At 67.4% G+C, this 25,721-nt stretch carries 19 protein-coding genes and 1 pseudogene; 15 read left to right on the top strand and 5 right to left on the bottom strand.

The genetic code is table 11. The features are described from left to right. Positions 1 to 14: 14 nt before the first annotated feature. From R3E10_07235 to R3E10_07215, 5 genes are all read left to right on the top strand, one after another. Positions 15 to 2,459: an AMIN domain-containing protein gene (locus tag R3E10_07235; GenBank protein MEZ4415532.1), complete on the top strand. Its 2,445-nt coding sequence runs from the start codon at positions 15 to 17 to the stop codon at positions 2,457 to 2,459. A gap of 7 nt (positions 2,460 to 2,466) precedes the next feature. Continuing rightward, on the top strand, positions 2,467 to 3,315 hold the full coding sequence (locus R3E10_07230; protein MEZ4415531.1) for a hypothetical protein: 849 nt from the start codon (positions 2,467 to 2,469) through the stop codon (positions 3,313 to 3,315). Between the two features lie 14 nt (positions 3,316 to 3,329). Beyond that, a complete protein-coding gene (locus R3E10_07225) occupies positions 3,330 to 4,826 on the top strand; it encodes a cytochrome c3 family protein (protein ID MEZ4415530.1) in 1,497 nt (498 codons plus the stop codon). Further along, positions 4,823 to 6,166, top strand: coding sequence for an NAD(P)-binding domain-containing protein (locus R3E10_07220; protein ID MEZ4415529.1), 1,344 nt, complete (start codon positions 4,823 to 4,825; stop codon positions 6,164 to 6,166). Before R3E10_07225 ends, R3E10_07220 begins: the two co-directional genes overlap by 4 nt. Before the next feature lie 419 nt (positions 6,167 to 6,585). Continuing rightward, the gene (locus R3E10_07215; GenBank protein ID MEZ4415528.1) at positions 6,586 to 10,155 is read left to right on the top strand and encodes a hypothetical protein; all 3,570 of its coding nucleotides are present in this window, start codon (positions 6,586 to 6,588) and stop codon (positions 10,153 to 10,155) included. A gap of 102 nt (positions 10,156 to 10,257) precedes the next feature. Here R3E10_07215 and R3E10_07210 read toward each other — a convergent pair whose 3' ends face one another. Further along, complete coding sequence (locus R3E10_07210) at positions 10,258 to 10,908, bottom strand: sulfite exporter TauE/SafE family protein (GenBank protein MEZ4415527.1); 651 nt, start codon at positions 10,906 to 10,908, stop codon at positions 10,258 to 10,260. 13 nt (positions 10,909 to 10,921) lie between these two features. Next, positions 10,922 to 11,170 (bottom strand): hypothetical protein, encoded by a 249-nt coding sequence (locus tag R3E10_07205; protein MEZ4415526.1) that lies wholly within the window; start codon positions 11,168 to 11,170, stop codon positions 10,922 to 10,924. Between the two features lie 180 nt (positions 11,171 to 11,350). Between R3E10_07205 and R3E10_07200 the strand changes: the two genes are divergently transcribed. After that, on the top strand, positions 11,351 to 12,730 hold the full coding sequence (locus R3E10_07200) for a sigma-54 dependent transcriptional regulator (GenBank protein ID MEZ4415525.1): 1,380 nt from the start codon (positions 11,351 to 11,353) through the stop codon (positions 12,728 to 12,730). Between the two features lie 31 nt (positions 12,731 to 12,761). Here the strand turns inward: R3E10_07200 and R3E10_07195 are convergent, their stop codons facing one another. Continuing rightward, positions 12,762 to 14,273: a protoglobin domain-containing protein gene (locus R3E10_07195; GenBank protein MEZ4415524.1), complete on the bottom strand. Its 1,512-nt coding sequence runs from the start codon at positions 14,271 to 14,273 to the stop codon at positions 12,762 to 12,764. A 127-nt stretch (positions 14,274 to 14,400) separates the two neighbouring features. On the opposite strand from R3E10_07195, the pseudogene ccoN reads away from it, so the two are divergent. The 7 genes and pseudogenes from ccoN to ccoS all read left to right on the top strand — a co-directional run bounded on the left by ccoN (position 14,401) and on the right by ccoS (position 21,362). Further along, positions 14,401 to 16,632, top strand: a pseudogene (ccoN, locus tag R3E10_07190) (cytochrome-c oxidase, cbb3-type subunit I). Beyond that, positions 16,629 to 16,805: a cbb3-type cytochrome c oxidase subunit 3 gene (locus R3E10_07185; protein MEZ4415523.1), complete on the top strand. Its 177-nt coding sequence runs from the start codon at positions 16,629 to 16,631 to the stop codon at positions 16,803 to 16,805. Before ccoN ends, R3E10_07185 begins: the two are co-directional and overlap by 4 nt. Further along, complete coding sequence (locus tag R3E10_07180; GenBank protein ID MEZ4415522.1) at positions 16,806 to 17,351, top strand: c-type cytochrome; 546 nt, start codon at positions 16,806 to 16,808, stop codon at positions 17,349 to 17,351. It begins immediately after the preceding gene. 14 nt (positions 17,352 to 17,365) lie between these two features. Then, the gene (gene ccoG / locus R3E10_07175; GenBank protein MEZ4415521.1) at positions 17,366 to 18,706 is read left to right on the top strand and encodes a cytochrome c oxidase accessory protein CcoG; all 1,341 of its coding nucleotides are present in this window, start codon (positions 17,366 to 17,368) and stop codon (positions 18,704 to 18,706) included. Continuing rightward, positions 18,693 to 18,881: a hypothetical protein gene (locus R3E10_07170; protein MEZ4415520.1), complete on the top strand. Its 189-nt coding sequence runs from the start codon at positions 18,693 to 18,695 to the stop codon at positions 18,879 to 18,881. The genes ccoG and R3E10_07170 overlap by 14 nt, the downstream gene beginning before the upstream one ends. Before the next feature lie 256 nt (positions 18,882 to 19,137). Beyond that, on the top strand, positions 19,138 to 21,228 hold the full coding sequence (locus R3E10_07165) for a cation-translocating P-type ATPase (GenBank protein MEZ4415519.1): 2,091 nt from the start codon (positions 19,138 to 19,140) through the stop codon (positions 21,226 to 21,228). Then, positions 21,225 to 21,362, top strand: coding sequence for a cbb3-type cytochrome oxidase assembly protein CcoS (ccoS, locus tag R3E10_07160; protein ID MEZ4415518.1), 138 nt, complete (start codon positions 21,225 to 21,227; stop codon positions 21,360 to 21,362). The genes R3E10_07165 and ccoS overlap by 4 nt, the downstream gene beginning before the upstream one ends. A 17-nt stretch (positions 21,363 to 21,379) precedes the next feature. Here the strand turns inward: ccoS and R3E10_07155 are convergent, their stop codons facing one another. Further along, positions 21,380 to 21,928 carry an adenine phosphoribosyltransferase gene (locus tag R3E10_07155; GenBank protein ID MEZ4415517.1) on the bottom strand — a complete coding sequence of 183 codons (549 nt, stop codon included), beginning with the start codon at positions 21,926 to 21,928 and terminating at the stop codon, positions 21,380 to 21,382. 168 nt (positions 21,929 to 22,096) lie between these two features. Here R3E10_07155 and R3E10_07150 point away from each other — a divergent pair, with 168 nt between their 5' ends. Both R3E10_07150 and R3E10_07145 read left to right on the top strand, forming a co-directional pair. Next, positions 22,097 to 24,376: a heavy metal translocating P-type ATPase gene (locus R3E10_07150; GenBank protein ID MEZ4415516.1), complete on the top strand. Its 2,280-nt coding sequence runs from the start codon at positions 22,097 to 22,099 to the stop codon at positions 24,374 to 24,376. Beyond that, on the top strand, positions 24,366 to 24,695 hold the full coding sequence (locus R3E10_07145) for a TfoX/Sxy family protein (GenBank protein ID MEZ4415515.1): 330 nt from the start codon (positions 24,366 to 24,368) through the stop codon (positions 24,693 to 24,695). The genes R3E10_07150 and R3E10_07145 overlap by 11 nt, the downstream gene beginning before the upstream one ends. A gap of 9 nt (positions 24,696 to 24,704) precedes the next feature. Here the strand turns inward: R3E10_07145 and R3E10_07140 are convergent, their stop codons facing one another. Next, positions 24,705 to 25,715: a Gfo/Idh/MocA family oxidoreductase gene (locus R3E10_07140; protein ID MEZ4415514.1), complete on the bottom strand. Its 1,011-nt coding sequence runs from the start codon at positions 25,713 to 25,715 to the stop codon at positions 24,705 to 24,707. Positions 25,716 to 25,721 lie beyond the last annotated feature (6 nt).

Raw genomic sequence — 25,721 nt, 5'->3', positions numbered from 1 at the left:
TGTGGACAACACTCTTGGTTTGCCGCCTTGCGGCCGCCCCTCCGATTGGGGCACAGACCACCGCTGCCGAACTGACGGGCGTCGTGGTGGGACCGGGTGGAGCCGGCACGCTGGTGACGCTGTCCCATACCGGGACCACCACCGTCAAGGCCTTCCAGCTCTCCGGGCCACCTCGCGTGGTGATCGATCTCCAGGGCCTGCAGCACGGCTTGCCGCAAACCGACTTCGGCGGCGTGGCCGGGTCCGGTATCGGCGCCATCCGCACCAGTCAGTTCGACGCCACGACCGTACGTGTGGTCCTCGATCTGGATCGCGCCGTGCGGTACAGCGTCGAGCGAAAAGGCGGGCGCGTAGAGATCTCCCTGGCCACACGGGCCGCGGCCTTCACACCCTGGTCTGCAGCCCGAACTGCGCCGCTCGCGGTCCCTGACACCCGCATCGCGTCTCTCCCGACCCCCTCCGTGACATTGGGCGCCGCGGAGGCACAGGCCCCCAAGGGGCCCGGCGTGACGCCACTGCCCATGGTCGTGCCGAGGGCGGACTCGTCGAGTGCTGCGGACTCCACCGTGTCCGATGACACAGTCGTCCGAGAGACCGCTGAGGAGTTGCAAACAGACAGCGCAGCCGTGGTCGCCGAAGCCGCGAGAGCCGACTCGACGGCGGTGGCTGCGGACTCCGTGTCCAGCACCGAGGCTGCCCGGGCTCGCGAGCCGGACTCTCCGCCCGTGACGACGGACCCGCCTGACACGATGCCGACGACGACCGCGGTGTCGGAACGGGTCTCCGCGAATCGGCGAGCCGGGGGCGCCGCACCGCGGCGCGCGAGGCCTGACACCGCCGCGGCCGGAGTGTCGGAACCGGAAGCCAAGGCGGCCCGAGCAGTGTCAGGGGCGGCGGCCCGGACGGAGCAGTCGGTCGTGAGTGGTGCGGCCCTTCCAACACCCTCGGGACAGGACGTGGTGATCACCACGGTCACTCGCATCGCCGGTGCCACGCTCTACATCGACCGTGGGAGCGAGTCCGGAGTTCTCATGCAGGACACGCTGCGACTGATCGCCGTGGAGGACGACGAGCGCGGGGGGCCGCAGCTTCGAGTATTGGCGAGTGCGGAAGGTCGGGCGGTTCTCGAGTTCATCGGTGCCCCCGTCCAGATCACGCGGGGCGACAAGCTCAGCCTGGTGCACGCGACCCCTGCTCGGGCGGACGAGACGCTCCTCGACATCTACTCGAGGGCGTTTCCCAACGGGGCCGCACCCGCCGGCACTCGGGCGGAGGTGGTCCGGGCGGGTCCACAGTCGGCCGGGCGCCTCCTGATCGATCTGAACGCCATCCAATCCACCACCAAGTGGTCGGACAGCGTGGAATCCGGTTCGGTCTCACGGACCTTCCTGACGCCAACGGCTCGTTTCATCGGGAGTGTGACCAATCTCCCAGGTGGGTTCCGCCTCGAGTCCAACCTGCGAGGCTCCTACCGCTACGCGACCGGTGGCGTGTCTCTGAGCAACCAGCAGTCCCTGCGGGTCTACGAGCTCAGTCTCGACCGGTCGACCGAGGGCCTCCAGGTGAGGCTTGGTCGGTTCTACAGCCCCTACGAGTCCTTCAGCGGATACTGGGACGGCGGAGTGGTTCGCGTGGGGTCGGACGATCTCGGTGCCGGGATCCTGCTCGGTTTTCAGCCGGACGCCTGGAACGAGAGCTTCAGCGTCGACATTCCCAAGATGAGCCTGTTCGTGGACCTGGAGCGGCGCTCGCAGAACGGAGGCTTCCGAGCGGACTGGTCGGCGCACAGGCTCATGCCGCGCAATGGGCTGGAGACCCACACCTTTCTGGGCTGGTCCCAACGTCTGTGGTGGAAACGACTGACCGTCTCCAATGAGCTGCAGCTCGATCAGAACAGTGTCGAAGGCGGCTGGGTCGTGAGCGAGTTCCAGACCAACACCAGCATGAGCCTCGGTGCCCGGACCCAGGTCTATGCGAGAGTCTCGCGCCGTCAGCCCTACTACTACTGGGTGGCCGAGGACCCGTTCTCCTATCTGCGCGACGGAGCGGGCCTCGGGATGACCGTGGCGGTCTCCGACGCGGTCGTCGGAGGCGATGTCACGTTCAATCACTCCGAGCTGCGTGGCACGTTGCGTGCGTTCTCCGGTAGCCTGCAGCTCCCCGCGATGGCCGGTGGGTGGTCATCGAGTACCTACGCGACCTGGTGGTCGGACAAGTACAGCTCCGGCGCCAGCCTCTCTCCGACCTTCTCGCGGGCGTTCGGCGATGTCAACGCGCGCATGGGCTACCGGTACTACTGGAGCGAGAGTGCGTTCAACACGCTCGGCACGCACGGATTCGACGGGACTCTGATCTTCCCGGCCGGACCAGGGCTGCGCGCGACTCTGCAGGCGAGTGGGCAGTGGGGAGGGAACCTCCGCAACCTCCGCCTCTACAGCAGCCTTTGGAAGACGTTCTGAGGTCACTGTGTTTCGTTGGATCCTGATCCTGATCTGGCTGGTCGTTGCTGCGACCTCCTCCGCGTACGGTGTGGAGTACTATCGCCTCCCCGTCGACGAGCGGCTCTACGCCGATACCCACGATCTGTTCGCCCCCAACGGGCTGATCGGCCAAGGGTACGGCATCGTCGGCACCATCATGATCGTGACGGGAGTTGCCTTGTACACAGCCAGGAAGCGCTTTGTCTTCCTGTCGCACTTCGGGCGACTCAAGGGGTGGTTGGAATTCCATATCTTCCTCTGTACGCTCGGCCCCTTCCTGGTGCTGTTGCACACGACGTTTCGCTTTGGTGGGGTCGTGGCCATCGCGTTCTGGTCGATGGCCGCTGTCGTGGTGAGTGGCGTCTTCGGCCGTTACGTCTACGTGTGGATCCCGAAGACGGTGAATGGCTCATTCCTGACCCAGAAGGCCATCGACGACGAGAAGGTGGAGCTCATTGCGCGGGCTCGCTCCATCGCTCCGATCGATGAAGCGGCGCTCGAGAAGATCTGGGGCCAGAACGGACACACGGCACGCCCGGGGCTGGCGTCGGCCTTGTCTCGCTCTGTTCGGTATCGACTCTCACGCCGGCGCGAACACAAGAGAGTGATGGAGGCGCTGACGCGGGGTGGTGTGCCCGCCGGACTGCGCACGGAGGTCGCCGCCATGGTGGAGCGTAGCCATCGCCTGGAGCAGCAGGGAGCCCTGCTGCAGCCGTTCCAGCGCATGTTCCGCTACTGGCACGCCTTTCACCTCCCGCTCGCGATCGTGATGCTGCTCATCCTTGTGGTTCACGTCGGGGTGGCGGTGGCTTTCGGCTACACCTGGATCTTCTAGGGAGACGGGCGAAGGTGGGACGCCGAGTGCGGTTCTGGGGTGTGACGCTGGGATGGGTGGCCCTCGTCGCGAGTGCGGCGCCGGTGTCCGCGCAGCTCATCTCGCCCGGGAAGCTCACGGATGCCCACGCGTCCCTGGAAGGCATCCGCAACTGCACACAGTGCCACGAGCTCCGACAGAAGGGGATCTCGCGGAGCCTCTGTCTGGACTGCCACGAGCCACTCGCCGCGCGCATCAGCGGCGACAAGGGGTTCCATGCCCGGCTGGACGAGCAGGATTGTGGCGTGTGCCACAAGGAGCACGCGGGCCGGGAGGCGGATATTGTCCGTTTCGACACCGATGGATTCGCCCATGCGCGGGAAGTGGGCTTCGAGCTCGAAGGGGCCCATGGCACCCTCGAGTGCACGAAGTGCCACAACCGCGACCTGGTGCAGGATGTTCGGGTCCGCCGCTTCAAGGCGGCGCAAGGTGCCGGTCTCGACCACACCTTTCTGGGGCTGGGGACGGAGTGCCTGTCCTGTCACCGTTCCGACGATCCCCACGACGGTCAATTCGGCGATCGCACGTGCACCGATTGCCACGGACAGGAGGAGTGGGAGGGCGCTGTGGGATTCGACCACGACGACGCCCGCTTCAAGCTCACCGGCCTGCACCGGCAGGTCGAGTGCGTGGATTGCCACCCCTCCGAGCCCTGGTCGGGCTCGGCTCAGCGCCTGCGCTTCCGCCCGCTCTCCTTTGGTACTTGCCTCGACTGTCATGAGGACAACCACGACGGAGCCATGGGCGCAGAGTGCACCAAATGCCACGGCACGCAGGGGTGGGACCGGATCTCCCGCAACCAGTTCGAGGGGGACTTCGACCATGCGTCCACCGGCTTCGAGCTGGTCGACGCTCACGCGGGCCTGGAGTGCATGAACTGTCACCGGCCGGCGCCGGAGTCTCGTGACCGGATCGCGATCCAGTTCGCGGCCCGGACCCGCATGGCGACGTATCCGCGCCCCGTTGTTGACCGGGAGTGTCTGTCCTGCCACGTGGATCAGCATGGCGGCGAGTTCGCGGAGCCTCCGGCGGCCACGGATTGCACCTCATGTCACGACCAGACCGCCTGGTTGCCCTCGGAGTTCGACCTGTTCCGGCACCAGGAGACGGCCTTCCCCTTGGTGGGAGCCCATCTGGCCGTCGAGTGCAGTGGTTGCCATGTGCCCGACGACGGAGCTGAGCACCTGCGATTCGACATGGGTGAGCGTACGTGCGCCCAGTGCCATGTCGATGACGACCCCCATGAAGGGCAGTTCGAAGGGCGCGCCTGTACGGACTGCCACAACGAGAACGCGTTCGTCGTCCCGGGCTTCGACCACGACCAGACCAGCTATCCGCTGGATGGGGCGCATCGGGACCTGGCCTGTGCTTCCTGCCACCTGCAGGAGGAGGCGCCAGACGGGCGGGCGTTCATTCGATTCCGGCCCCTCGCGAGCGAGTGCCGGGACTGCCATGGAGGAGAGGACCGATGAGTGACGTCACTATCATCTGGTTGCTGGGGGTCAGCTTGGCGGTCGTGACCACGATCCCGGTGGTCCTGCGGCTTCGTGCCAAGGAGGAGCGCAGCGAGGAAGCTGACCTGGAGGCGCTGAAGTACGGGCTCAAGGAGCCGGCTACACTGCACCCGGTCATCAACCCGGACGTCTGCATCGGCATCGGCAACTGCGTGAGCGTGTGTCCGGAGGGGGACGTGCTGGGCATTCGCAATGGTCAGGGGTTCCCCGTCATGCCGGCCCGTTGCATCGGTCACGGTTTGTGCGAGCGCGTCTGTCCGGTGGAAGCGATCCAGCTGGTGTTCGGCACCGAGAAGCGGGGCGTCGATCTGCCTCGAATCCAGGAGAATTTCGAGACGAACGTCCCTGGGATCTACATCGTGGGTGAGTTGGGTGGGATGGGCCTCATCCGCAATGCATTCGAGCAAGGGCGGCAGTGTATCGAGGGCATCAAGATGGAGGACCGCCCCACGAATCCCGATCTCCTGGATCTGGTGATCGTCGGATGTGGACCCGCAGGGTTGTCGGCCTCCTTGAACGCCTTGTCCGCAGGTATGCGCTTCGAGACCGTGGAACGGGAAAGCATCGGCGGCACGGTGTGCCACTACCCGCGCAAGAAGCTGGTGATGACGGCTCCCGTGAAAGTACCGAACTACGGCAAGGTCGGGGCGCGCGAGATGCGCAAGGAGGAGTTGATCGATACCTGGGAACGTCTGGTCAAGCAGGCGAACCTCGAGGTACGCACGCAGGAGACGGTGCAGGACGTGAAGGCCCGCCCCGACGGCGGTTTCGATGTGTTCACGTCGCGCGGGATGCTATCCGCCAACCGTGTCATCCTAGCGATCGGGCGCCGCGGCGTGCCGCGGAAACTGGGTGTGCCCGGGGAAGATGCCGCGAAGGTGATGTACTCGCTCCGGGAGCCCGAGGGGTATGCGGGCGATCGGATCCTGGTCGTGGGCGGAGGAGACTCCGCGATCGAAGCGGCCATGGCGTTGGGGGAACAGGAGGGCACCACGGTGCACCTCTCCTACCGTCGTGAGAACTTCTCCCGCATCAAGCCCGGGAACCACAAGAAGATCGAGAAGGCGATCCAGGCGGGGCAGGTGCAGGCCCTGCTCGGTACGAGCGTCAAGGAGATCACCACCGAACGGGTCGTGATCGCGGGCGGGGATGGCTCGCCCCTGATCCTTCCCAACGATCAAGTCTTCGTCTTCGCGGGTGGGGAGCTGCCCACGCCCTTCTTGGCGGCATGCGGCATCGAGATCGAAAAGCGATTCGGGACACCGCGGAAGAGGAGGCTGACCCGCAAGTCCGCCTGAGTCGGGTTGGTGCCAATGTTGTGGCAATCGAAGACCATTCCGGAGCAGGCGTGCCTCGGGGTGATGCACCGTAGCATAAGTGCCACAACGACTTAGCGGAACCTAATCTCCCGTCGTTGAGCCTTTGGCCGGCGGTTGTTGCGCCCGCAGGTCCGATTTCGGTGCCGGGTCCAATGATTGCTCCGTACAACTACGCAGTTCGCTGTTGACGAGGCCTCCCCCGGGGCGAATCAGGGCGCGCACTCTGCGCCCTTCGATCGCCGGTCTCTCCGGTACGTGAAGGGAAGGAGGGACCGAGTGACATTCTTCAAGCATGAAGCAGTTCACACGCCTGGGGCGCGCCAGAGTCGCGAACCGGCCATGACGGCCGTGGCGCGGTCAGCGTTGGACCGGATCCGGGATCAGGGCTGAGGCACGAGATGGGGTCCCTCCTACGAATGCTCGCGGCGACGAGCCTTCTGGCGTTGAGCGCTGGGGGCGCGGCGGGGCAGGCGAACGTGGTCAATCCGCACGGCACGCTGCCGTCGGATCTGGACTGCGCGTCGTGCCACACAGCGAATTCGTGGGCGCCGATCAAGCAGAGCCTGGACTTCGACCACGGCCGGACGGCGTTCCCTCTGACGGGGTCGCACAGCGAGGCGCAATGCGTGCGCTGCCACCTGAGCCTGCGGTTCGATCAGCCGAAGGTGGAGCTGGGCGACTGCACCTCGTGCCACCTGGACGTTCACCAGGGGGCCTTGGGCCAGGAATGCGCGACGTGTCACACGACGACGTCGTTCCAGCAGGTGGAGGCGGTGGAGCTGCACGCGCGGACGGAGTTCCCGCTGACGGGGTCGCACCTGCAGGTGAGCTGCGAGAGCTGTCACGTGGACGACCGCGGGGGCGCGTTCTCGGCGCGGGACGCGGAGTGCGTGAGCTGCCACCTCGGGGACTATCAGCGCACGAACGTGATCGACCACGAGACGCTGGGGTTCCCGACGACGTGCGAGCAGTGCCACGGGACGTTGTCGTGGCGGGCGACGGAGTCGTTCGACCACGCGCGCTTGTCGGGCGGGTTCGGGCTGGTGGGCGGCCATGTAGGAATCGAGTGTGCGAGCTGCCACGCGCTGCCGTCGCTGGAGCCGCTGTGGAGCCCGGCGAGTCAGGACGACTGCCTGACCTGTCACACGGTGGACTACGAGCGGGAGCACGGGGGGAACGGGTTCCCGACGACATGCCTGACGTGCCACACAGTGGAGACGTGGTCGGGAGCGGCGATCGACCATCCGGCGCTGTCGGGTGGGTTCCGGCTGTTGGGGAGCCACGAGCAGGCGGCGTGTTCGAGCTGTCACAGCGGGCCGCAGTTCGGGGTGGTGTTCTCGGCGGCGAACGACGAGGACTGCGTGGCCTGCCACCAGGCGGACTACGACGGGGAGCACGCGGGCTCGGGCTTCCCGACGACGTGTACGCAGTGCCATACGGTGGACAGCTGGTCGCGTGCGCAGTTCGACCACCAGCAGATGACCGGGTTCCCGCTGCTGGGCGAGCATGCGACGGCCACGTGCGAGAGCTGTCATATCCCGCCCAACCATGCGCTGCGCTTCCAGGCGCAGAGCGCCAACGACTGCGTGGCCTGCCACCAGGCGGACTACGATCGGCAGCACGCGGGTACCCAGATCCCGACGGAGTGCGCCACCTGCCACAGTGTGGACGGGTGGGGCACGCAGACGTTCGACCACGTGACGATCTCGGGCGGGTTCCAGTTGCTGGGCCGGCACCTGACGGCCGCCTGCTCAGCGTGTCACTCGGGACCGAACGGGGCGCTGCCCTGGGCCCCGAGCAGTCAGGACGACTGTGTGGCTTGCCACCGGACGGACTACGACCAGCAGCATGCCGGCACGAACATCCCGACGGACTGCCTGGCCTGCCACACGGTCAACTCGTGGGCCGGAGCCGCGTTCGACCACACGGTCCAGTCGGGCGGGTTCCAACTGCTGGGTGAGCACCAGAAGGCGAGCTGCGAGTCCTGCCACTCGGGCCCGAACAACACCGTCCCCTGGAACGCGGCCAGCCAGGACGACTGCGTGGCCTGCCACCAGGCGGACTACGACCGACAGCACGGCGGGAGTGGGTTCCCCACCACCTGCGTGGACTGTCACACGGTCAACGGGTGGGGGTCGGCCGCCTTCAACCACGTCGACGTCTCGGGCGGGTTCGCGCTAATCGGTCGGCACATCGAGATCAGTTGCTCGAGATGCCACTCGGGGCCGAACAGCACTGTACCGTGGAGTCCCGCCAACCAGGACGACTGCGTGGCCTGCCACCAGGCGGACTACAACGCCGAGCACGCCGGCACGGGCTACCCGACCACCTGCCTGTCCTGTCACACGCTGAACGGATGGGCGGGCGCGACCTTCAATCACGCCACGGTTTCGGGTGGTTTCGACCTGGTGGGCTCGCACACCACGGTGGCCTGCACGACCTGTCACTCGGGACCCAACAATGCCGTGCCGTGGACGCCTGCCAATGCCAGCGACTGCGTAGCCTGCCACCAGGCGGACTACAACGCCGAGCACGCGGGCACGGGCTACCCGACCACCTGTCTGGACTGCCACAACGTGAACCAGTGGACCGGTGGCACGTTCAATCACGCCACCGTGTCCGGCGGGTTCAACCTGGTGGGCGCGCACAATGCGGCGCAGTGCAACACCTGCCACTCGGGGCCGAACAACGCGGTCCCCTGGAACCCGAGCAACCAGGACGACTGTGTGGCCTGCCACCAGGCGGACTACAACGCCGAGCACGCCGGCACGGGCTACCCGACCACCTGTCTGTCCTGCCACAACGTGAACCAGTGGACGGGCGCCACGTTCAACCACGGGTCGGTGTCCGGCGGGTTCAACCTGGTGGGCGCGCACAATGCGGCGCAGTGCAACACCTGCCACTCGGGTCCGAACAACGCGGTCCCCTGGAACCCGAGCAACCAGGACGACTGCGTGGCCTGCCACCAGGCCGACTACAACGCCGAGCACGCCGGTACGGGCTATCCCACCACCTGTCTGTCCTGCCACAACGTGAACCAGTGGACGGGGGCCACGTTCAACCACGGGTCGGTGTCCGGCGGATTCAACCTGGTGGGCGCGCACAACGCGGCGCAGTGCAACACCTGCCACTCGGGTCCGAACAACGCGGTACCCTGGAACCCCACCAACCAGGACGACTGCGTGGCCTGCCACCAGGCGGACTACAACGCCGAGCACGCCGGTACGGGCTATCCCACCACCTGTCTGTCCTGCCACAACGTGAACCAGTGGACGGGGGCGACCTTCAACCACGGGTCGGTGTCCGGCGGGTTCAACCTGGTGGGCGCGCACAATGCGGCGCAGTGCAACACCTGCCACTCGGGCCCAGGCGGTGCTGTGCCCTGGAATCCGACCAACCAGGACGACTGTGTGGCCTGCCATCAGGCCGACTACAACGCCGAGCACGCCGGCACGGGCTATCCGACCACCTGCTTGTCCTGCCACAACGTGAACCAGTGGACGGGGGCGACCTTCAACCACAGCCTGGTCTCGGGTGGCTTCGGTCTGGTGGGGGCGCACAGCAGTGCCCAGTGCAGCACCTGCCACTCGGGTCCAGGCGGCGCGGTGCCCTGGAATCCCAGCAATCAGAACGACTGCATCGCCTGCCATCAGACCGACTACAACTCGGAGCATGCCGGCACGGGATACCCGACCACCTGTCTGGACTGCCACTCGCAGACCCAGTGGTCGGGGGCGTCGTTCAATCACGACTCCGCGTTCTTCCCGATCTACTCCGGGAAGCACCAAGGCAAGTGGAGCAACAACTGCGCGACCTGCCACACCGATCCCACGAACTACTCGGTGTTCACGTGCTTGAACTGCCACGCCCACAACAAGACGGATATGGACAGCGAGCACCGGGGCAAGTCCGGCTACTCCTACAACAGCAACGCCTGCTACAACTGCCACCCCCGCGGTCGTACCTGATCTCGGGAGGCCACGCCCTCGCCCCTCGGGGCAGCGAGTCGGCCAGTCCTGGAACGACGGAGTGGGTGGGGCGGGTCTGAGCCGATCAGCGAAGCTGTAGGCTCAGCGAGAGCTGGAGGCGGGCGCGTGTGCCCCGTGCATCTGGCCGTGCGACCCGATGAGTCCGGCGCGTGAGGCCACCGAGAACAGCCCGGTCACCAGGACGAGCAGCGCCAACACCCTCCGGCCCCGGAGCGTGCGGAGCCCGAGACGCTGGGAGAGCAGCACCAGGGCTGTGAGTGCGGGAACGGTCCCCGCCCAGAACCCCAGCATCACCAGGGCGCCGGTCGCTGCCGAGAGCGTGGCCAGGGCAAGACCGAGAGCGGCGTAGACCAGGCCGCAGGGGAGCAGGCCGGTGGCCATGCCGAAGAGCAGGCGCGGGCTGAAGCCCCTGGGTTCCTTGGGGCTCCGCAAGCGAGTCAATCCGGGGGGGCGAAAGCGCGGCTCGGGGAGCGCCCCGGCCAGGACCCCCGCGAACCAGACCACCAGCACGAGGGACACGGCGGTGGGGAGCCAGCGGGGTCCGGGGAGCGCCGATCCGAACGCTCCCGCCACGGCCCCGAGCCCTGCGTAGGTGGCGGCTCGTCCGAGGTGCCACCCCAAGGTGCCGCGCTTCGAGCTGCCACAGGCCACGGCGAAAGGCCCGCACATCCCCACGCAGTGGGGACTCCCCACCAGCCCCGAGACGAAGGCACCCACGATCAGGCCGCTCACCACCGACGCGCCCTCACCGCTCGAACTCGGCTACGACGATCCGGACCGGACCATCTCCAGGAACGGCCTCGACGTCGAACGCGTCCATTCCGTCGCGGTGGAGGAAGGCACGGGCTTCTTCCGCGAAGGGAAGGTCGCGGAGTTCCTCCGGCACCGAGACCACCAATCGAACCAGGCGACCTCTGCGCACGCTGGTCAGCGTACGCACGCTGCGCGACAGCTCGCGCAGTACGGTTGCCAGGGGATTGCTGGAATCGATCACAGGTCACTGAGGCTCGGAGGTGTCTCCCCCCGCGAATGCAACGCACATGCCCGACACCCGAGGGCGGGGGCCGGCTCCTAACCCAATAGGAAGCAACCACATACGGGGCCGACCCTTGTGTGGGTCCGTCCGGGGGGCGACGCTTGCCTGTGTAATTTCGCACACTTGCCCTGGGGATTCGTGAACACGTCGCGACGCGTCAGCGTGCTGGTCTGTGATGACGAGGAGCTGATCCGCTGGTCGCTCAGCGAGCATCTGCAGGGGGAAGGATACGCCACCATCGAGGTGGACAACGGGGCCCGCTGTCTCGAGGCGGTGCGGGATCATGCTCCGGCGCTCGTGCTCCTGGACCTGAAGATGCCGGAGCGAGACGGTCTCTCGGTGCTGGAGACGCTCCGCTCCGAAGGCAATGACGTTCCCGTCATCGTGCTCACCGCGCACGGGGGTATCGAGAGCGCGGTCACGGCGACCCGTCTGGGCGCCAGCGCCTACCTCACCAAGCCCTTCGATCTGGTCGAAGTGGGACTTCAAGTGGAGAAGGTCCTGGCCGACGACCGACTCCAACGGGAAGTCCAATACCTGCGCAACCGCCAACGGGCGGGATACGGCGAGTTCATCGGCGCGTCCCCGCGGTTGGCACCGCTGTTCGAAGCGCTCGAGCGCCTGGAGCGTGTCGATGCCCCCACCGTCCTCGTGACGGGAGAGAGCGGTACCGGCAAGGACGTGATCGCACGGGCCATTCATGTCCACGGGCCACGCAAGGATGGAGTCTTCGTCGAGGTCGATTGCGCCTCGCTCCCGGAGCACCTCATCGAGAGCGAGTTGTTCGGGCATGAGCGGGGCGCCTTCACGGATGCCAAGAACACGAAGCGAGGGCTCTTCGAGTTGGCGGCGGGGGGCGTGGTCTTTCTCGATGAGATCGGCGAGATGAAGCCGATCACCCAGGCCAAGCTCTTGCGGGCCATTGAAAACCGCAGCTTCCGCCGAGTCGGGGGCGTCGCTTCCATCCCGCTGAACGCGAGCCTGATCGCCGCGACGAACCGCGACCTCAGACGCGAAGTGGAGCAGGGGGGCTTTCGCGAGGATCTCTACTTCCGCCTCAACGTCATCCCCATCCACATACCGCCGCTACGAGACCGCACGGAGGACGTGCCTGCGCTGGTCGCTCACTTCCTCGACCGGTTCTCCCGGACGCTGGGGCGGAAGGTGGAGGGCGCGTCGCGCGACGCCATGAGCTTGCTCCAGAGCTACGGCTGGCCCGGCAATGTGCGTGAGCTGCGCAACCTGTTGGAGCGCGTCGTGTTGCTCGGCAAGTCCGGCACCGTGGAGGTCGACGACCTGCCTCCGGAGATGCGGTTCCGGGGCATGGCCCGCGCCCGGCGGACGGCGGTCCACGGCTTCACCCTTCCGGAGGAGGGTGTGGACCTGGAGGCCGTCGAGCGCAGCTTGGTGGCCCAGGCGCTGGAGCGGGCCGCTGGCAATCAGTCTGCCGCAGCGCGCCTGTTGGGGATCTCCCGCTACGCGCTCCGCTACCGGATGCAGAAGTTCGGACTGGCCTGAGGCGGATAGGGACCGCGGCGCCGCGACCCGGTCAGCTGGGCCAACGCAGGAGGAAGCTGGCACCCGAGGTCGGACCCTCGACCAAAAGGAGGTCCGCCCCCATGCTCACCGCGCCGCGCCTGCAAATGGCGAGACCCAGACCCGTTCCCCGCGAGCGGGTGGTGAAGAAGGGGTCGAAGATCCGGCGGCGATTCTGTGGGGGGACGCCGGGCCCCTCGTCGCTGACGCGCAGGTGACCGTCGGTGATGTCCACACGCACTTCGCCGTGCCCGCTCATGGCCTGCGATGCATTCTGCAGGAGATTGAGCACGATCTGACCGATCAGGTCGGGATCTCCAAGGGCCTCGCCGGCTCCGCTCACAAGGATCTGGACGCCGGGTTCCTCGCGGGCGAGCAGGTCCGCGGCGGCTTCCGCCTGTTCACGAAGATCGACCGGTTCGATTCGCGGGTCCGCCGGCTTGGCCAACGCCAGGAGCTCGCCCACCATGCGGTCGAGGCGACGGATCTGCACGTCGACCTTGTCCATGACCCCCTTGCGGCGATCCTCTTGGTCGAGTGAGCGGGAGATCACCTGCAGAGCGCCGGAGATCCCCGCCAGTGGATTCCGCAGCTCATGTGCCACCGCTGCGGAAAAGGCGCCCAGCTGGGCCAGGGTCTCGGCCTGACGCGCCCTGCTCTCGGCCTGGATCACGTCGGTGAGGTCTGCCAGGTGCAGGAGAGCGCGGGCCCTGGGGTGTTCGAGCGGCACGATGGAGATGCGGAAGCTGCGCGTGCGCTCCTCGTCTTCGACATCGACTCGGGGAAGGGTCACCTCGTGGCCGGTGTCCAAGGCCCGCCGCACGCGTTCTTCGAGCTGGGCCACCTGAAGCAGGGGGGCCGGCAGGACCTCCAGGTAGTGCCGGCGGACGGAGGACTCCCCCTCGAACAGTCCTGTGTCGGAAGCGGCTGCCGACGTGACCAGGCCCTCGGCATCCACCAGCAGGACGGTGGCGGGCATGTGCGACACCAGCAGTCCCTGCAGCGTGTCCAGCTCGCGCTCCTCGCGCGTCTCGATGTAGGCGTCCATGACCGCGGCGAGACCCACGCAGGTGAGCCGGTCGAACGCGCTGGCGAAGGTAAAGGCGCGCTCCCGTCCCCAGGCCTCCTCCACCAAACCGCGTAACTGCTCCCGCAGGGCGGACATGCTGGTGAACACGTAGCGCGGAGGGACCCCGTGCATCACGTGGACCCGGCCGATCTGGCGTTGGCGGGCGTGGAAGGCCTCGTCGTGGGGACCCGCCAGAACGTCCTGGATCCAGGCCGCCAACGTCCCCTTGAGGCGCTCAACCTGAGCGTCCGAGCTTATTGCGGCCCGGGCTTCGGGTGCCGCGCGGATGTTGGCGTAGAAGGCCTCGGCCACGCTCCGGAGGTGTGGGCGCAGGACGGGAAGCGCCTCACGCAGCAGGCGGGCGTCCGCTTCGCCGAAGGCCACCAGCTGCTTCAGCTCGGCAAACTCCCGTCCAGGGTGTGCGGGTCCGCCCGATCCATCTGTGCCAAATCCCACAGTTTCGCTGGCCTCGACGCTGGTCGTTTCTGCTAAGTGATTTAAAGGCAAAATCTTACGCGGTGGCATGTCCCGTGCCCCTGCGCGGGCCGGATACGAACCGACACTCGCGACCCAAGGGAATGGTATGTCGGGACAGAACCCCACGACACCGGATCCGAGAGCGGCCCTCGCCGTGGCGCCCAACGGATCCGCGGTCTCCTACGACGATGACGTCGTCAAGCTCTTCTTCTGGGCCACGATCCTCTGGGGTGTGGTCGGGATGCTGGTGGGCGTGATCATCGCCCTCCAGATCGCCTGGTGGCCAGCGAACCTGGGCCTGCCCTGGACCACGTTCGGCCGGTTGCGCCCGCTGCACACGAATGCCGTGATCTTCGCATTCGGGGGCAACATCTGCTTCACGGGCATCTACTACTCGATGCAGCGCCTGTTGAAGACCCGGATGTTCAGTGACGCGCTGTCACGACTCCATTTCTGGGGCTGGCAACTCATCATCGTGTCGGCGGCGATCACATTCCCGTTGGGCATGACGCAGTCGAAGGAGTACGCGGAGCTCATCTGGCCCATCGACATCGCGGTGACGTTGGTCTGGGTCATCTTCGCGATCAACTTCTTCGGCACCATCGCCATCCGGAAGGTGCAGCACCTGTACGTGGCGATCTGGTTCTACATGTCGTTCGTCATCACCATCGCGGTGCTCCACATCGTCAACAGCTTGGCCATCCCCGCCACGCTGTTCCGCTCCTATCCGATCTACTCGGGCATGACGGACGCGCTGGTGCAGTGGTGGTACGGCCACAATGCCGTCGGCTTCTTCCTCACGACGCCGTTCCTGGGTCTGATGTACTACTTCCTGCCCAAAGCGGCCGAGCGCCCGGTGTACAGCTATCGGCTCTCCATCATCCATTTCTGGGCACTGGTCTTCCTCTACATCTGGGCAGGCCCGCACCATCTGCTCTACTCGTCCCTGCCGGAGTGGTCCCAGACCCTGGGCATGATCTTCAGCATCATGCTGCTCGCTCCTTCTTGGGGCGGCATGCTGAACGGGTTGCTGACGCTGCGAGGCGCTTGGCACAAGCTGCGCTCCGATCCGGTCATCAAGTTCATGGTGGTGGCGGTCAGCTTCTATGGGATGAGCACCTTCGAGGGGCCGATGATGTCGGTTCGGGCGGTGAACGGACTCTCCCACTTCACCAACTGGGTTGTCGGTCACGTCCACTCGGGTGCCTTGGGATGGGTGGGGATGATCTCCTTCGGCACGCTGTACTGGCTGGTGCCTCGCCTGTACAACCGTCCTCTGGCCCATCCCACGTGGCCGACCACGCATTTCTGGCTGGCCACGATCGGGATTGTGCTCTACACGGTAGCCATGTGGGCCGCCGGGTTGATGGAGGGGTTGCAGTGGCGCGCCATCAACGAGACCGGCCAGCTCGCGCATCCGATCTTCGTGGACATCGTGAATCGCCTCGAGCCCTTCTACTGGCTGAGACTCGTCGGCGGAACGCTCTTCCTGATCGGTGCCATCATGGCGCTGGTCAATTTCATCCACACGGTGCGTAGGCCGGCGCCTCAAGAAGGTGGCCAGCTCCACGCCGCCGCGGCTGCCTGAGGAGCGACGACAATGGCCAGCAACCAACAGCACCACAATCCGGAGTCCGAGAAGGCCTACGGCCAACTCCACCGGAGACTGCTCGAGGGCAAGAGCGCCGTCTTCGCCGTCACCACGGCCGTCGCGATCTCCGTCGGTGGACTGGTGGAGATCGTGCCCATGTTCACCGCGCAGGCGCCGCAGACTGTGACGGCGGTCACGCCCTACACGCCGCTGGAGGTGGCGGGTCGTGACATCTACGTCCGGGAGGGGTGCTACCTGTGCCACTCCCAATGGGTGCGGCCCATGCGCGCCGAGGTCTTGCGCTACGGCGAATGGAGCCGAGCGGTCGAGTACACGTACGACCGACCGTTCTTGCTCGGGTCTCGTCGCATGGGACCCGACCTGCACCGCGTGGGTGGGAAATACCCGGATGCATGGCACTTCGAGCACATGCGCGATCCGCGCTCCACGTCTCCCGGGAGCGTGATGCCTCCGTACCCGTGGCTCTATACCCGCAGCATCGACCCCGAGGACGTGGCGGCTTCGGTACGAGCGTTGAAGAAGGTCGGCACGCCCTACAGCGACGCAGAGGTCGCCGGTGTCGCGGAGAGCCTGCAGCGTCAAGGGCAGGACATCGTGGGCCGGCTGGCGGCTACGGGTGCCCAGACCAGTGGGGACCGTGAGATCGTCGCGCTCATCGCATATCTGCAGAGGCTGGGTGTCGACGGCCGGCGCATGCTCTCGCAACAATCCGGGGGGACGCCATGAATCCCCTCATTCAGGAAGCCGCCGGCTCCGTGGAGCTGGGTTGGTTGCTGGGTGTGATGACCGTGGTCTTCTTCGCCTTCTTCCTGGCCTGGACGTACTGGGCCTTCGCGCCCTCACACCGGCGCCGGATGGAGGAGTACGCCCGCATGCCTTTCGACGAGGGAGGTGAATAGGTGGCCAAGGATACCAACCGCCTGCTCGGCCACACCGACGAGGCCGACGGCATCGACGAGTACGACAATCCACTCCCGGATTGGTGGCTGGGATTGTTCTGGTTCACCATCGTCTGGGCCGTCGTCTACGGCGTCCACTACCACTTCATCGCTGAGCGGTCGGCCGAGAAGCGACTGGCCGCGGAGATGGCGGCTGCGGAGGCCCGCTGGCCCGCGCAGACCGCGGATGCCTCGACGTTCACTTTGACGCCCGAAGCCATCGCGGCGGGCGAGCAGGTCTTCCAGACCAACTGCTTCGTGTGCCACGGGGTCAATCTGGAGGGTGGGATCGGTCCCAATCTGGTGGACGACGAGTGGATCCACGGGGCGAGCGTCGACTCGATCCTGGCGACGATCAGCAACGGTGTGCTGGACAAGGGAATGCCCAATTGGGGGTCGCTGCTGGGGCCTGAGAAGGTGAATCAGGTGGCAGCCTACGTGATCAGCCTCAACCCCGAGGTCACGCAGTCCGACGCTCCAATGAGCGACAATCCTTCGGGGTCATAGAATAGATTCGGATCATGTTGGGCTTCAGCCAAACGCGCGAGTGGGTCTACCCACAGTCGATTCGCGGCCACTTCATGACCCTGCGGCGCTGGACGTTCGCTGCGCTGCACGTGTTGCTGTTCGTGGCACCGTGGATCCAGATCGGTGGGTACCCACTCGTCCGGATCGACATCCCCGCCCGTAGAGTCTTCCTGTTCGGGCAGATCTTCACGCCGTACGACACGATCTTCCTGCTGCTCCTGCTTCTGTTCCTTGCCTTCTCGCTGTTCTTCTTCACAGCGATCTTCGGGCGGGTCTGGTGCGGATACGCCTGTCCCCAGACCGTCTTCCTGGAGACCTGGATCCGTCCGCTGGAGCTTTGGATCGAGGGGGATCGCACCACGCGCAAGCGTCGCGACGCCCAGGGGTTCAGCTTCGACCTCGCGTGGCGCAAGGCCGCGAAGTGGACCGCTTTTGCCGCGGTGTCGTTCCTGATCGCCATGGCGCTCGTGAGCCTCTTCGCGGGAGCCCGTGAGCTCTGGACAGGCCGGGCGGGTCCGGTGGCGTACGCGTTCGTGGTCGTGGTCTCCATCGCGTGGTTCTGGGACTTCACCTGGTTTCGGGAGCAGTTCTGTAGCTACCTCTGTCCCTACGCTCGCTTCCAGAGTGCGTTGGCCGATGAGGAGAGCCTCATCGTCACGTACGACGAGGTGCGGGGTGAGCCGCGTGAGAAGGGGAAGGCGGCTGCCGCCGAGGGCCGCTGCATCGACTGCAACAAGTGCGTCGTGGTCTGCCCCCAGGGCATCGACATCCGTGACGGCTTCCAGTTGGAGTGCATCCAGTGCGCGCGCTGCATCGACGCCTGCACCAGCGTCATGGAGCCGCTCCAGCACCCCACGCTGGTGGCCTACGGGTCGGTCGCAGAGTCGCAGGGGCGGGTCGTGCGCCGCTGGCGGCCGCGGACTTTCGTCTATGCGGGGCTGCTCGCCGCCCTGGTAGTGGCGGGCGGTGTGCTCATGGTCCGGCGCGTGCCCTTCGAGGCGACGGTGAACCGGGCACCCGGATCCACGTTCACCGTGGACGCCGATGGGTACATCCGCAATACGTTCCTGCTCGAGATCACGAACAAGGATCCCCGACCGGGATCCGTTTCCTATGCGGTGGGGTTGGAAGGCTTGGAAGGGGCGGAAGCGCTGGTACCCCCCTTCGAGTTGGAGACCAGTCAGTCGAGGACGCTGCCCTTGGTGGTGCGGATCCCGGCCGCCTCGGCGACCGCTCGCAGCTTGCCGCTGCAGGTGCGGGTCTCCAGCGATGAGAACGAGATGGTGTTGCCCACCACCTTCCTGACAGGAGGCCCCACCCATGGAGGCACGTGAGCGCGCGGACTCGGCGGCACCCAAGCGCGTGATCGAGCTGTCGCGCGATCACGTCTGGCCCGTGGCCATCGCGATCGGGCTGCTTCTGGTCGCTCTGGTCAACGTGACCTTCATCTACATCGCAGTCACCGGCGCGGACGAGGTGGTGCCCTCCTACGTGTCCGGTCCTCGGTAGCAGACCCCTGGACAAGAGCCGGGCATCGACGGCTGCGGCCGGGGCGCCGGCAGTCCCGCGACCGGCTGAGGCACGCCAGGCACGGTGCCCTCATTGCGGCACGCCCGTCGAGGGAGACCGTGACGCATTCTGCTGCCATGGGTGCGAGATCGCGGCGGCGATCATCCAGGGAGCCGGCCTCGAGCGCTACTACCAGGAACGGGAGGCCTACGCCCCTCGACCGGGTGCTCTGGAGGGGGCCTGGGACGCCGTGCCCGTGACCGCGCTGCAGGATGGTAGTTGCGAAGTCCGTTTGGGAGTCGATGGCCTGCGCTGCGCGTCGTGCGTGTGGGTGACGGAGCGGGTGCTGGAGGCCACCCCAGGCGTGGTGGCGGCGACCGTCTCGTACGCGACCGGGAGAGCCACCCTGCGTTGGCGCCCTGAGCAGGTGGACCTCGCGACCCTGGCGCGCCGCATCGGTCAACTCGGCTACCGTCCGCGTCTTCCCGGCGAAGAGAGTCGTGCCGATCCCGGCCTCCTGCTGCGCCTGGGTGTCGCCGTGTTCGCCGCTCTCAACGTGATGCTGGTGTCGGCGGCGTTGTACGCCGGTTGGTTCGGCACGATGGAGCCCCGCTTCGTGGCGCTCTTCCAGTGGACGGCGCTGTTGCTATCCACTCCGGTAGCGCTCTGGTGTGCGGAGCCGTTCTTCGCAGGTGCGTGGACCGGGCTGCGTCATCGGACGCTCTCCATGGACGTGCCCATCGCGCTGGCGGTGGCCGTGCTATACGCGCATGGCGTATGGGCCACGCTCCGGGGAGTCGATGCCTATCTGGACTCGCTCACGATGCTGGTCGCCCTCCTGCTCATGGGCCGCGTGCTCGAGTCGGGAAGCCGCCGCCGGGCCGCGGAGGCGGCAGTGGCGCTGGCCGGCACCGTACCGGCCAGTGCCCGTCGCCTGGGCCGCGGCGGGTTGGAGCGGGTCGCTGCCGCGGAGCTCACGGTGGGGGACCGCATCGAGATCGGAATGGGCGAAGAGGTGGCGGCCGACGGCGTGGTCGTCGAGGGCAGCGCCCACGTCCGCATGGCTCTTCTGACCGGCGAGTCGGCGCCCGTACCGGTCGAGGTGGGGGACCGGCTGGTCGCGGGCGCGGTCCTGGAAAGCGGCTCGCTGGTATTGGAGGTGGATGCAGTCGGCAGTGCCACGGTCGTCCGACGCATGGCCGACGCCCTGAGGACCGCGCTGGACCGGCCCGCGCGGGAGAGCGCCGTGGACCGCATCGCGCCGTGGTTCACGGGCGTGACGCTGACGGTGGCGCTCGGGACGGCGGTGGCCTGGTGGTGGCTGGCCGGGCCCGCGCGCGCGCTGGAGGTGTGCGTGGCGGTGCTCGTGGTCGCGTGTCCCTGTGCGCTGGCGCTGTCGCGTCCGCTGGCCGCGGCCGCCGGCCTGGGGGCCGCCGCCCGTCGGGGCCTGTTGATCCGCTCTCCGGAGGCGCTCCTGGATCTGAATCACATCACCACACTCGCCCTCGACAAGACGGGGACGGTGACGGCAGGGGAGCTCACAGTGGTGGAGGCGGACGACGCGGCGGTTCGGGTCGCGGCTGCCTTGGAGCGGGGGAGCGTGCATCCGATCGCGCGGGCGTTGGTGGACGAAGCCGTGCAGCGGGGCATTCCACTGGCCCGCGCCCAGGATGTGCGTGAGGAGCCCGGTGTGGGCGTGTGCGGCCGCGTGGACGGGCGGTTCTGGCAGCTGAGCGCCGGGGGACCTGGAGCGGTCCTGCTGCGGAGCGACGACGGAGTCGTCCACGAGTTGCGCATGGCGGATACGCTGCGTGAGGACTCTGCCCAGGCCACCGGCGAGCTGTCGAGGCACGGCGTGGGCGTGGCCCTGCTCTCGGGGGATCGCCCGGAGGTAGCCACGCGTGTGGGAGCTCGCCTGGGAATCGACGAGATTCACGCGCCGTTGACCCCGGACGCCAAGGTCCACTGGATCGAGGAGCAACGGTCGCGGGGTGGGCGAGTGCTGTTCGTGGGCGACGGCGTGAACGATGGTCCGGCCCTGGCTGCCTCCGACGTGGGCATCGCCATGGGGACGGGGGCGGCCTCTTCCGTGCTGGTGGCCGACGGAGTGGTGACCGGTGGATCGCTGCTCTCCTTGGTCGGCGGCTTCGCGGCCGCCCGCGCGGCGCGCACGCAGATCCGTTCCAACCAGATCCGCTCGATCGCCTACAACGCGCTGGCCGTGAGTGCCGCGGCGGCCGGCTGGATCAATCCACTGGTGGCGGCGGTGCTGATGCCGCTGTCGTCCCTCCTGGTGATCTGGGGGGCTTCCCGCGTGGAGGTACGCGTGCGCAGGTCGGCGGCATGAACGCGCTCGCGTTCCTCCTGCCGGTGGCGCTGCTGCTGGGCGCCGTCTTCGTCGTCCTCTTCATCGTGGCGGTGAAGAACGGGCAGTTCGAGGACCTCGACGACCCGCCCGAACGGATCCTGCACGAGGATTGAACCGGACAACCGCCTTCTCAGCCCCCCTGGAAGGCCATCAGCGTGTGAACCTCCACCCCGGCTTTGGCGAGCCGTTCGGCACCGCCCAAGGTGGGCAGGTCCATGACGAAGGCAGCGGCCACCAGCTCCCCTCCAGAGCGCCGGATCAGCTCGGCAGCGGCCAATGCGGTGCCTCCCGTGGCGACGAGGTCGTCGATAAGGAGCACGCGGTCGCCGGAACCGATGGCGTCCGCGTGGATCTCGATGGTGTCCACCCCGTATTCGAGCTGGTACTCCTGGCCGATCACCTTGGAGGGGAGCTTGCCCTTCTTGCGGATGGGCACGAAGCCACGACCAAGGTCGTGGGCCACCGCGCCGCCCAGGATGAAGCCCCGGGCTTCGATGCCGGCGACATAGGTGATGTCGGCGTCCAGGAAGGGCCAGACCAACTCGTCGACGGCGGCGCGGAGTCCGCGCGGATCCGCCAACAAGGGGGTGATGTCCCGAAAGAGCACACCCGGGGCCGGGTAGTCCGGGATGGTGCGGACCAGGCCCGAGAGGTCCAGGCTGCTGCGACGATGATGCATGGCACGTCCTTTCAAAACGGGTCCCGCCGACGATAGGGGAGACCGCCGCGTGCGTCGAGGGGGGCGTTTTCGGCGTCGGAGCCCCGTGAATGGCCGCAGGGCGGCTCCGCGGGTGGGGAGGGACCCCGGGGGGTAGCACAGGAAGAACGTCGTACGGGAGGGATTGCCATGACGCCGACGGGCGCGCCCAGCGCCACGCAGGACCGCCGCGAGCTGGCCATCGACGGGATGCACTGCGCTGCTTGTGTCGGACGGGTGGAGCGCGCGCTGCAGGGGGTGCCAGGAGTCCTGGAATGCTCCGTGAACCTGGTGGAGGAAACGGCGTCCCTGACGGTGGACCCGTCCGCGTTCGACGCAGCGTCCGCCACGGCGGCCGTCGAGAAGGCGGGGTATGCCGCGCGGGCCCGCTCCACCGACGTTCTCGAGCCCGCTGCCGATCGCGAGCAGGAGATGGCCCGCCAGGACGACGCGTGGCGCCAAGCGCTGCGGCGGTTCTGGGTGGGAGCCATCCTGGGGCTCCCGGTGCTGGTGCTGGGCCACGTGGGCCTGTTCCCCGGCCTCGAGCACCTCGGCCACGATCGCCGTCTGCAGATCCTGAGCGGGCTGCTCACCCTGCCCATCGTCACCTGGGTGGGTGGCGGGTTCTTCACACGGGCCTGGGCGCAGATCCGGCGAGGCGAGACCACGATGGACACGCTCATCGCGCTCGGCACCGGCGCGGCCTTTCTGTACTCCGTGGTCGTCGTGGCGGCGCCCAGCCTTTTCCCCGCAGGAACGGCCCATCCGTTCTTTGAAGCCGCCGCAGTGGTCATCACTCTGGTGGTCCTGGGGCAGGCGCTGGAGGCCCGTGCGCGGGGCCGCACGTCGCGGGCGCTGCGGGCCCTGCTGGAGCTGCGGCCCGAGCGGGCGCACGTGCTGCGTGAGGGTCACGAGATCGACATCGACGCGCAGGACCTGATGGTGGGCGATCACGTCCTGGTGCGCCCGGGCGAGCGCGTTCCCGTGGACGGCACCGTGGTGGAGGGCGCCAGCGCGGTGGACGAGTCCCTCGTCACCGGAGAGAGCCTGCCGGTAACCAAGAGCGTGGGCGACTCCGTGGTCGGCGGAACGGTGAACGGTGAAGGGAGCCTCGTGTTCGCCGCAGAGCGGGTGGGTGCTGACACCGTGCTGGCCCGCATCGTCGAGCGGGTGCGGGCGGCGCAGGCCAGCAAGCCCCCGATCCAGCGCCTCGCCGATCGGATCGCCGCGGTGTTCGTCCCGACCGTCGTAGTCATCGCTCTGCTGGCGGGCGCGCTCTGGTACCTGTTCGGGCCGGAGCCGCGATTGAACTACGCCGTGGTCGTGGCCGTGGCCGTGCTGGTCATCTCGTGCCCGTGTGCGCTCGGCCTGGCGACGCCGATTTCGGTGATGATCGGCATCGGCAAAGGCGCAGAGCACGGCATCCTGATCCGCAATGGCGAGGCGTTGGAAACCGCTCGCCGCGTCGACACCGTGGTGGTGGACAAGACTGGGACCGTCACTGCCGGAGAGCTCGCCGTCGTGGCTGTCGCTCCGGCCGCCGATGCCGACACGGCGGAGGTGCTGCAACAGGGCGCCTCCGCCGAGATGCGTAGCGAGCACCCCGTGGCCCGAGCGATCGTGGAGCACGCGCGCGCGCAGGGGATGGAGACGCTGCCGGTCGACAGCTTCCGCTCGATCCCTGGACGTGGAGTCGAGGCGCGCCTGGCGGGTGCCAGCGTGCGCGTGGGAGCACCGGACTTCATCCGCGATGGGGGCGGCGACCTGTCAGCGCTGCAGGACGCCCTGGAGCGCGAGATGGCCCAGGGTCATTCCCCGGTGGTCGTGGAGCGCGAGGGCCGAGTGTTGGGTGTGATCGCCGTGGCGGATCGCATCAAGCCCGACGCGCGTGAGACCGTGCGACGCTTACGGGCGCAGGGGCGGGAGGTCGTGATGCTGACGGGCGACCAGGAGGCCGTGGCCCAGGCGGTCGCCGCGGAGGTGGGCATCGGGCACGTCCGAGCCCGTGTGCTTCCCGAGGAGAAGTCGCGCGCGGTGCAGGCGCTGCAGCAGGAGGGACGAACGGTCGCGATGGTGGGGGACGGCGTGAACGACGCACCCGCGCTTGCCCAGGCCGACGTGGGCATCGCCATCGGCTCGGGGACCGACGTGGCCATGGAGGCGGCGGACGTCACGTTGCTCGGCGAGCGGCTTGGGGGCGTAGCCGACGCGCTCGATCTCTCGCAGGCCACGGTGCGCAACGTGCGCCAGAACCTGTTCGGCGCCTTCGTCTACAACGCCCTGGCCATTCCCATCGCGGCTGGTGCGCTCTACCCCTTCTTCGGCACGCTCCTGTCGCCGATGATCGCCGGCGCGGCGATGGCCTTCAGCTCGGTGACCGTCGTATCCAACGCCAACCGCCTGCGGGGATGGAAGCCGAATGTCCGCTGATCCGGGTCTTGTCCAGCGCATCCGCGAAGCCCTCGCCCAGCGCTCGGATGTCGTGGAGAAGCGCATGTTCGGCGGGGTCGCCTTCATGGTCCGCGGTCACATGTGCTGTGGCGTGGCCAACGACGACCTCATGTTGAGGGTGGGGGCGGAGCGCTACCCTGAGGCTCTGACCCGTCCGCATGCGCGGGAGATGGATTTCACCAAGAAGCCGTTGAAAGGCTTCGTCTACGTGGCGCCTGCGGGCATCGAAACGGACAACGCTCTCGAGTCCTGGTTGGCCTGGGCGCTCGAGTTCGTGGAGTCTCTGCCTCCCAAATAGGGGCGGCGCTCACCGCGCCTCCCGATCGAGATCCACACGCGCACCCTGCGCCCGCGCGGATACATAGATCGCTTCGATCACCTTCAGGTTGCGCGCCGCCTCGCGGGCATCGTACCGCAGCGGGAGTCCGTCGAGGACGGCGTCCTCGAAGTGCTCCACCATCCGTAGGTATTCATCCGCGCCGGGCACGAGGTGGTCTTCGCGCCCGGACCGCCCCCGATGCTCCTCGATCACGCAGTCGTTCGTTCCCGGCAGGAAAGCCTGCGGGATTCGGAGCCAGGCGTCGGTCCCGGCGACCTCCACCTGCTCGCAACGCTCCATGGTGAGCGCGCAGTCGAAACGGGCCACGAGACCTCCCTCGAAGAAGAGCGTCCCGGTGAGCTCCTCGTCCACGCCGCGCTCGCTCCAGCGCGCGGTGGCCTGGACCGCCAGAGGCTCACGACCCGCAACCATGCGACTCACGTTGACGCAATAGCATCCCACGTCCAGCAGGGCCCCACCACCGAGGCCGGGATCGAGGCGTATGTTGTCGGGGCGTGTCAGTCGGAACGTGAACGTGCTGCGGATCATGCGAAGGTCTCCCAGGGCACCCGACCCGACCATCTCCAACAGGCGCTCGCTGCGCGGGTGGAAGCGGTACATGAACGCCTCCATGAGCCGCACGTCGTGCACGCGGGCCACCCGGTCCATCTCCAGGCACTCCCGGGCGCCGAGGCCCAGTGGCTTCTCGCAGAGCACGTGCTTGCCCGCCTCGGCGGCTTTCCGGGTCCACTCCAGGTGCAAGCTGTTGGGGAGCGGGATGTAGACGGCGTCGATCTCGGGATCGTCGAGCAAGGCCTGGTAACTCCCCACGCCCCGGGGAATGCGGTTGGCCTCGGCGAACTGACGGGCCCGTGCCTGGTCTCGACTGGCGACCGCCTCCACGCGACTCCGAGGGGACGCGTGCAGGGCGGGAACGACGGCTGCGCGACCGATGTTCGCCGTGCTCAGCACACCCCAGCGCAAGATCCGGTCGGACATCGTGAC

The sequence above is a fragment of the Gemmatimonadota bacterium genome, assembly GCA_041390105.1.
GTDB lineage: Bacteria > Gemmatimonadota > Gemmatimonadetes > Longimicrobiales > Gaopeijiaceae > JAGQIF01.
Note: the sequence above shows the minus strand (reverse complement) of the source record. Positions and strands in the feature narration are given on the sequence as shown.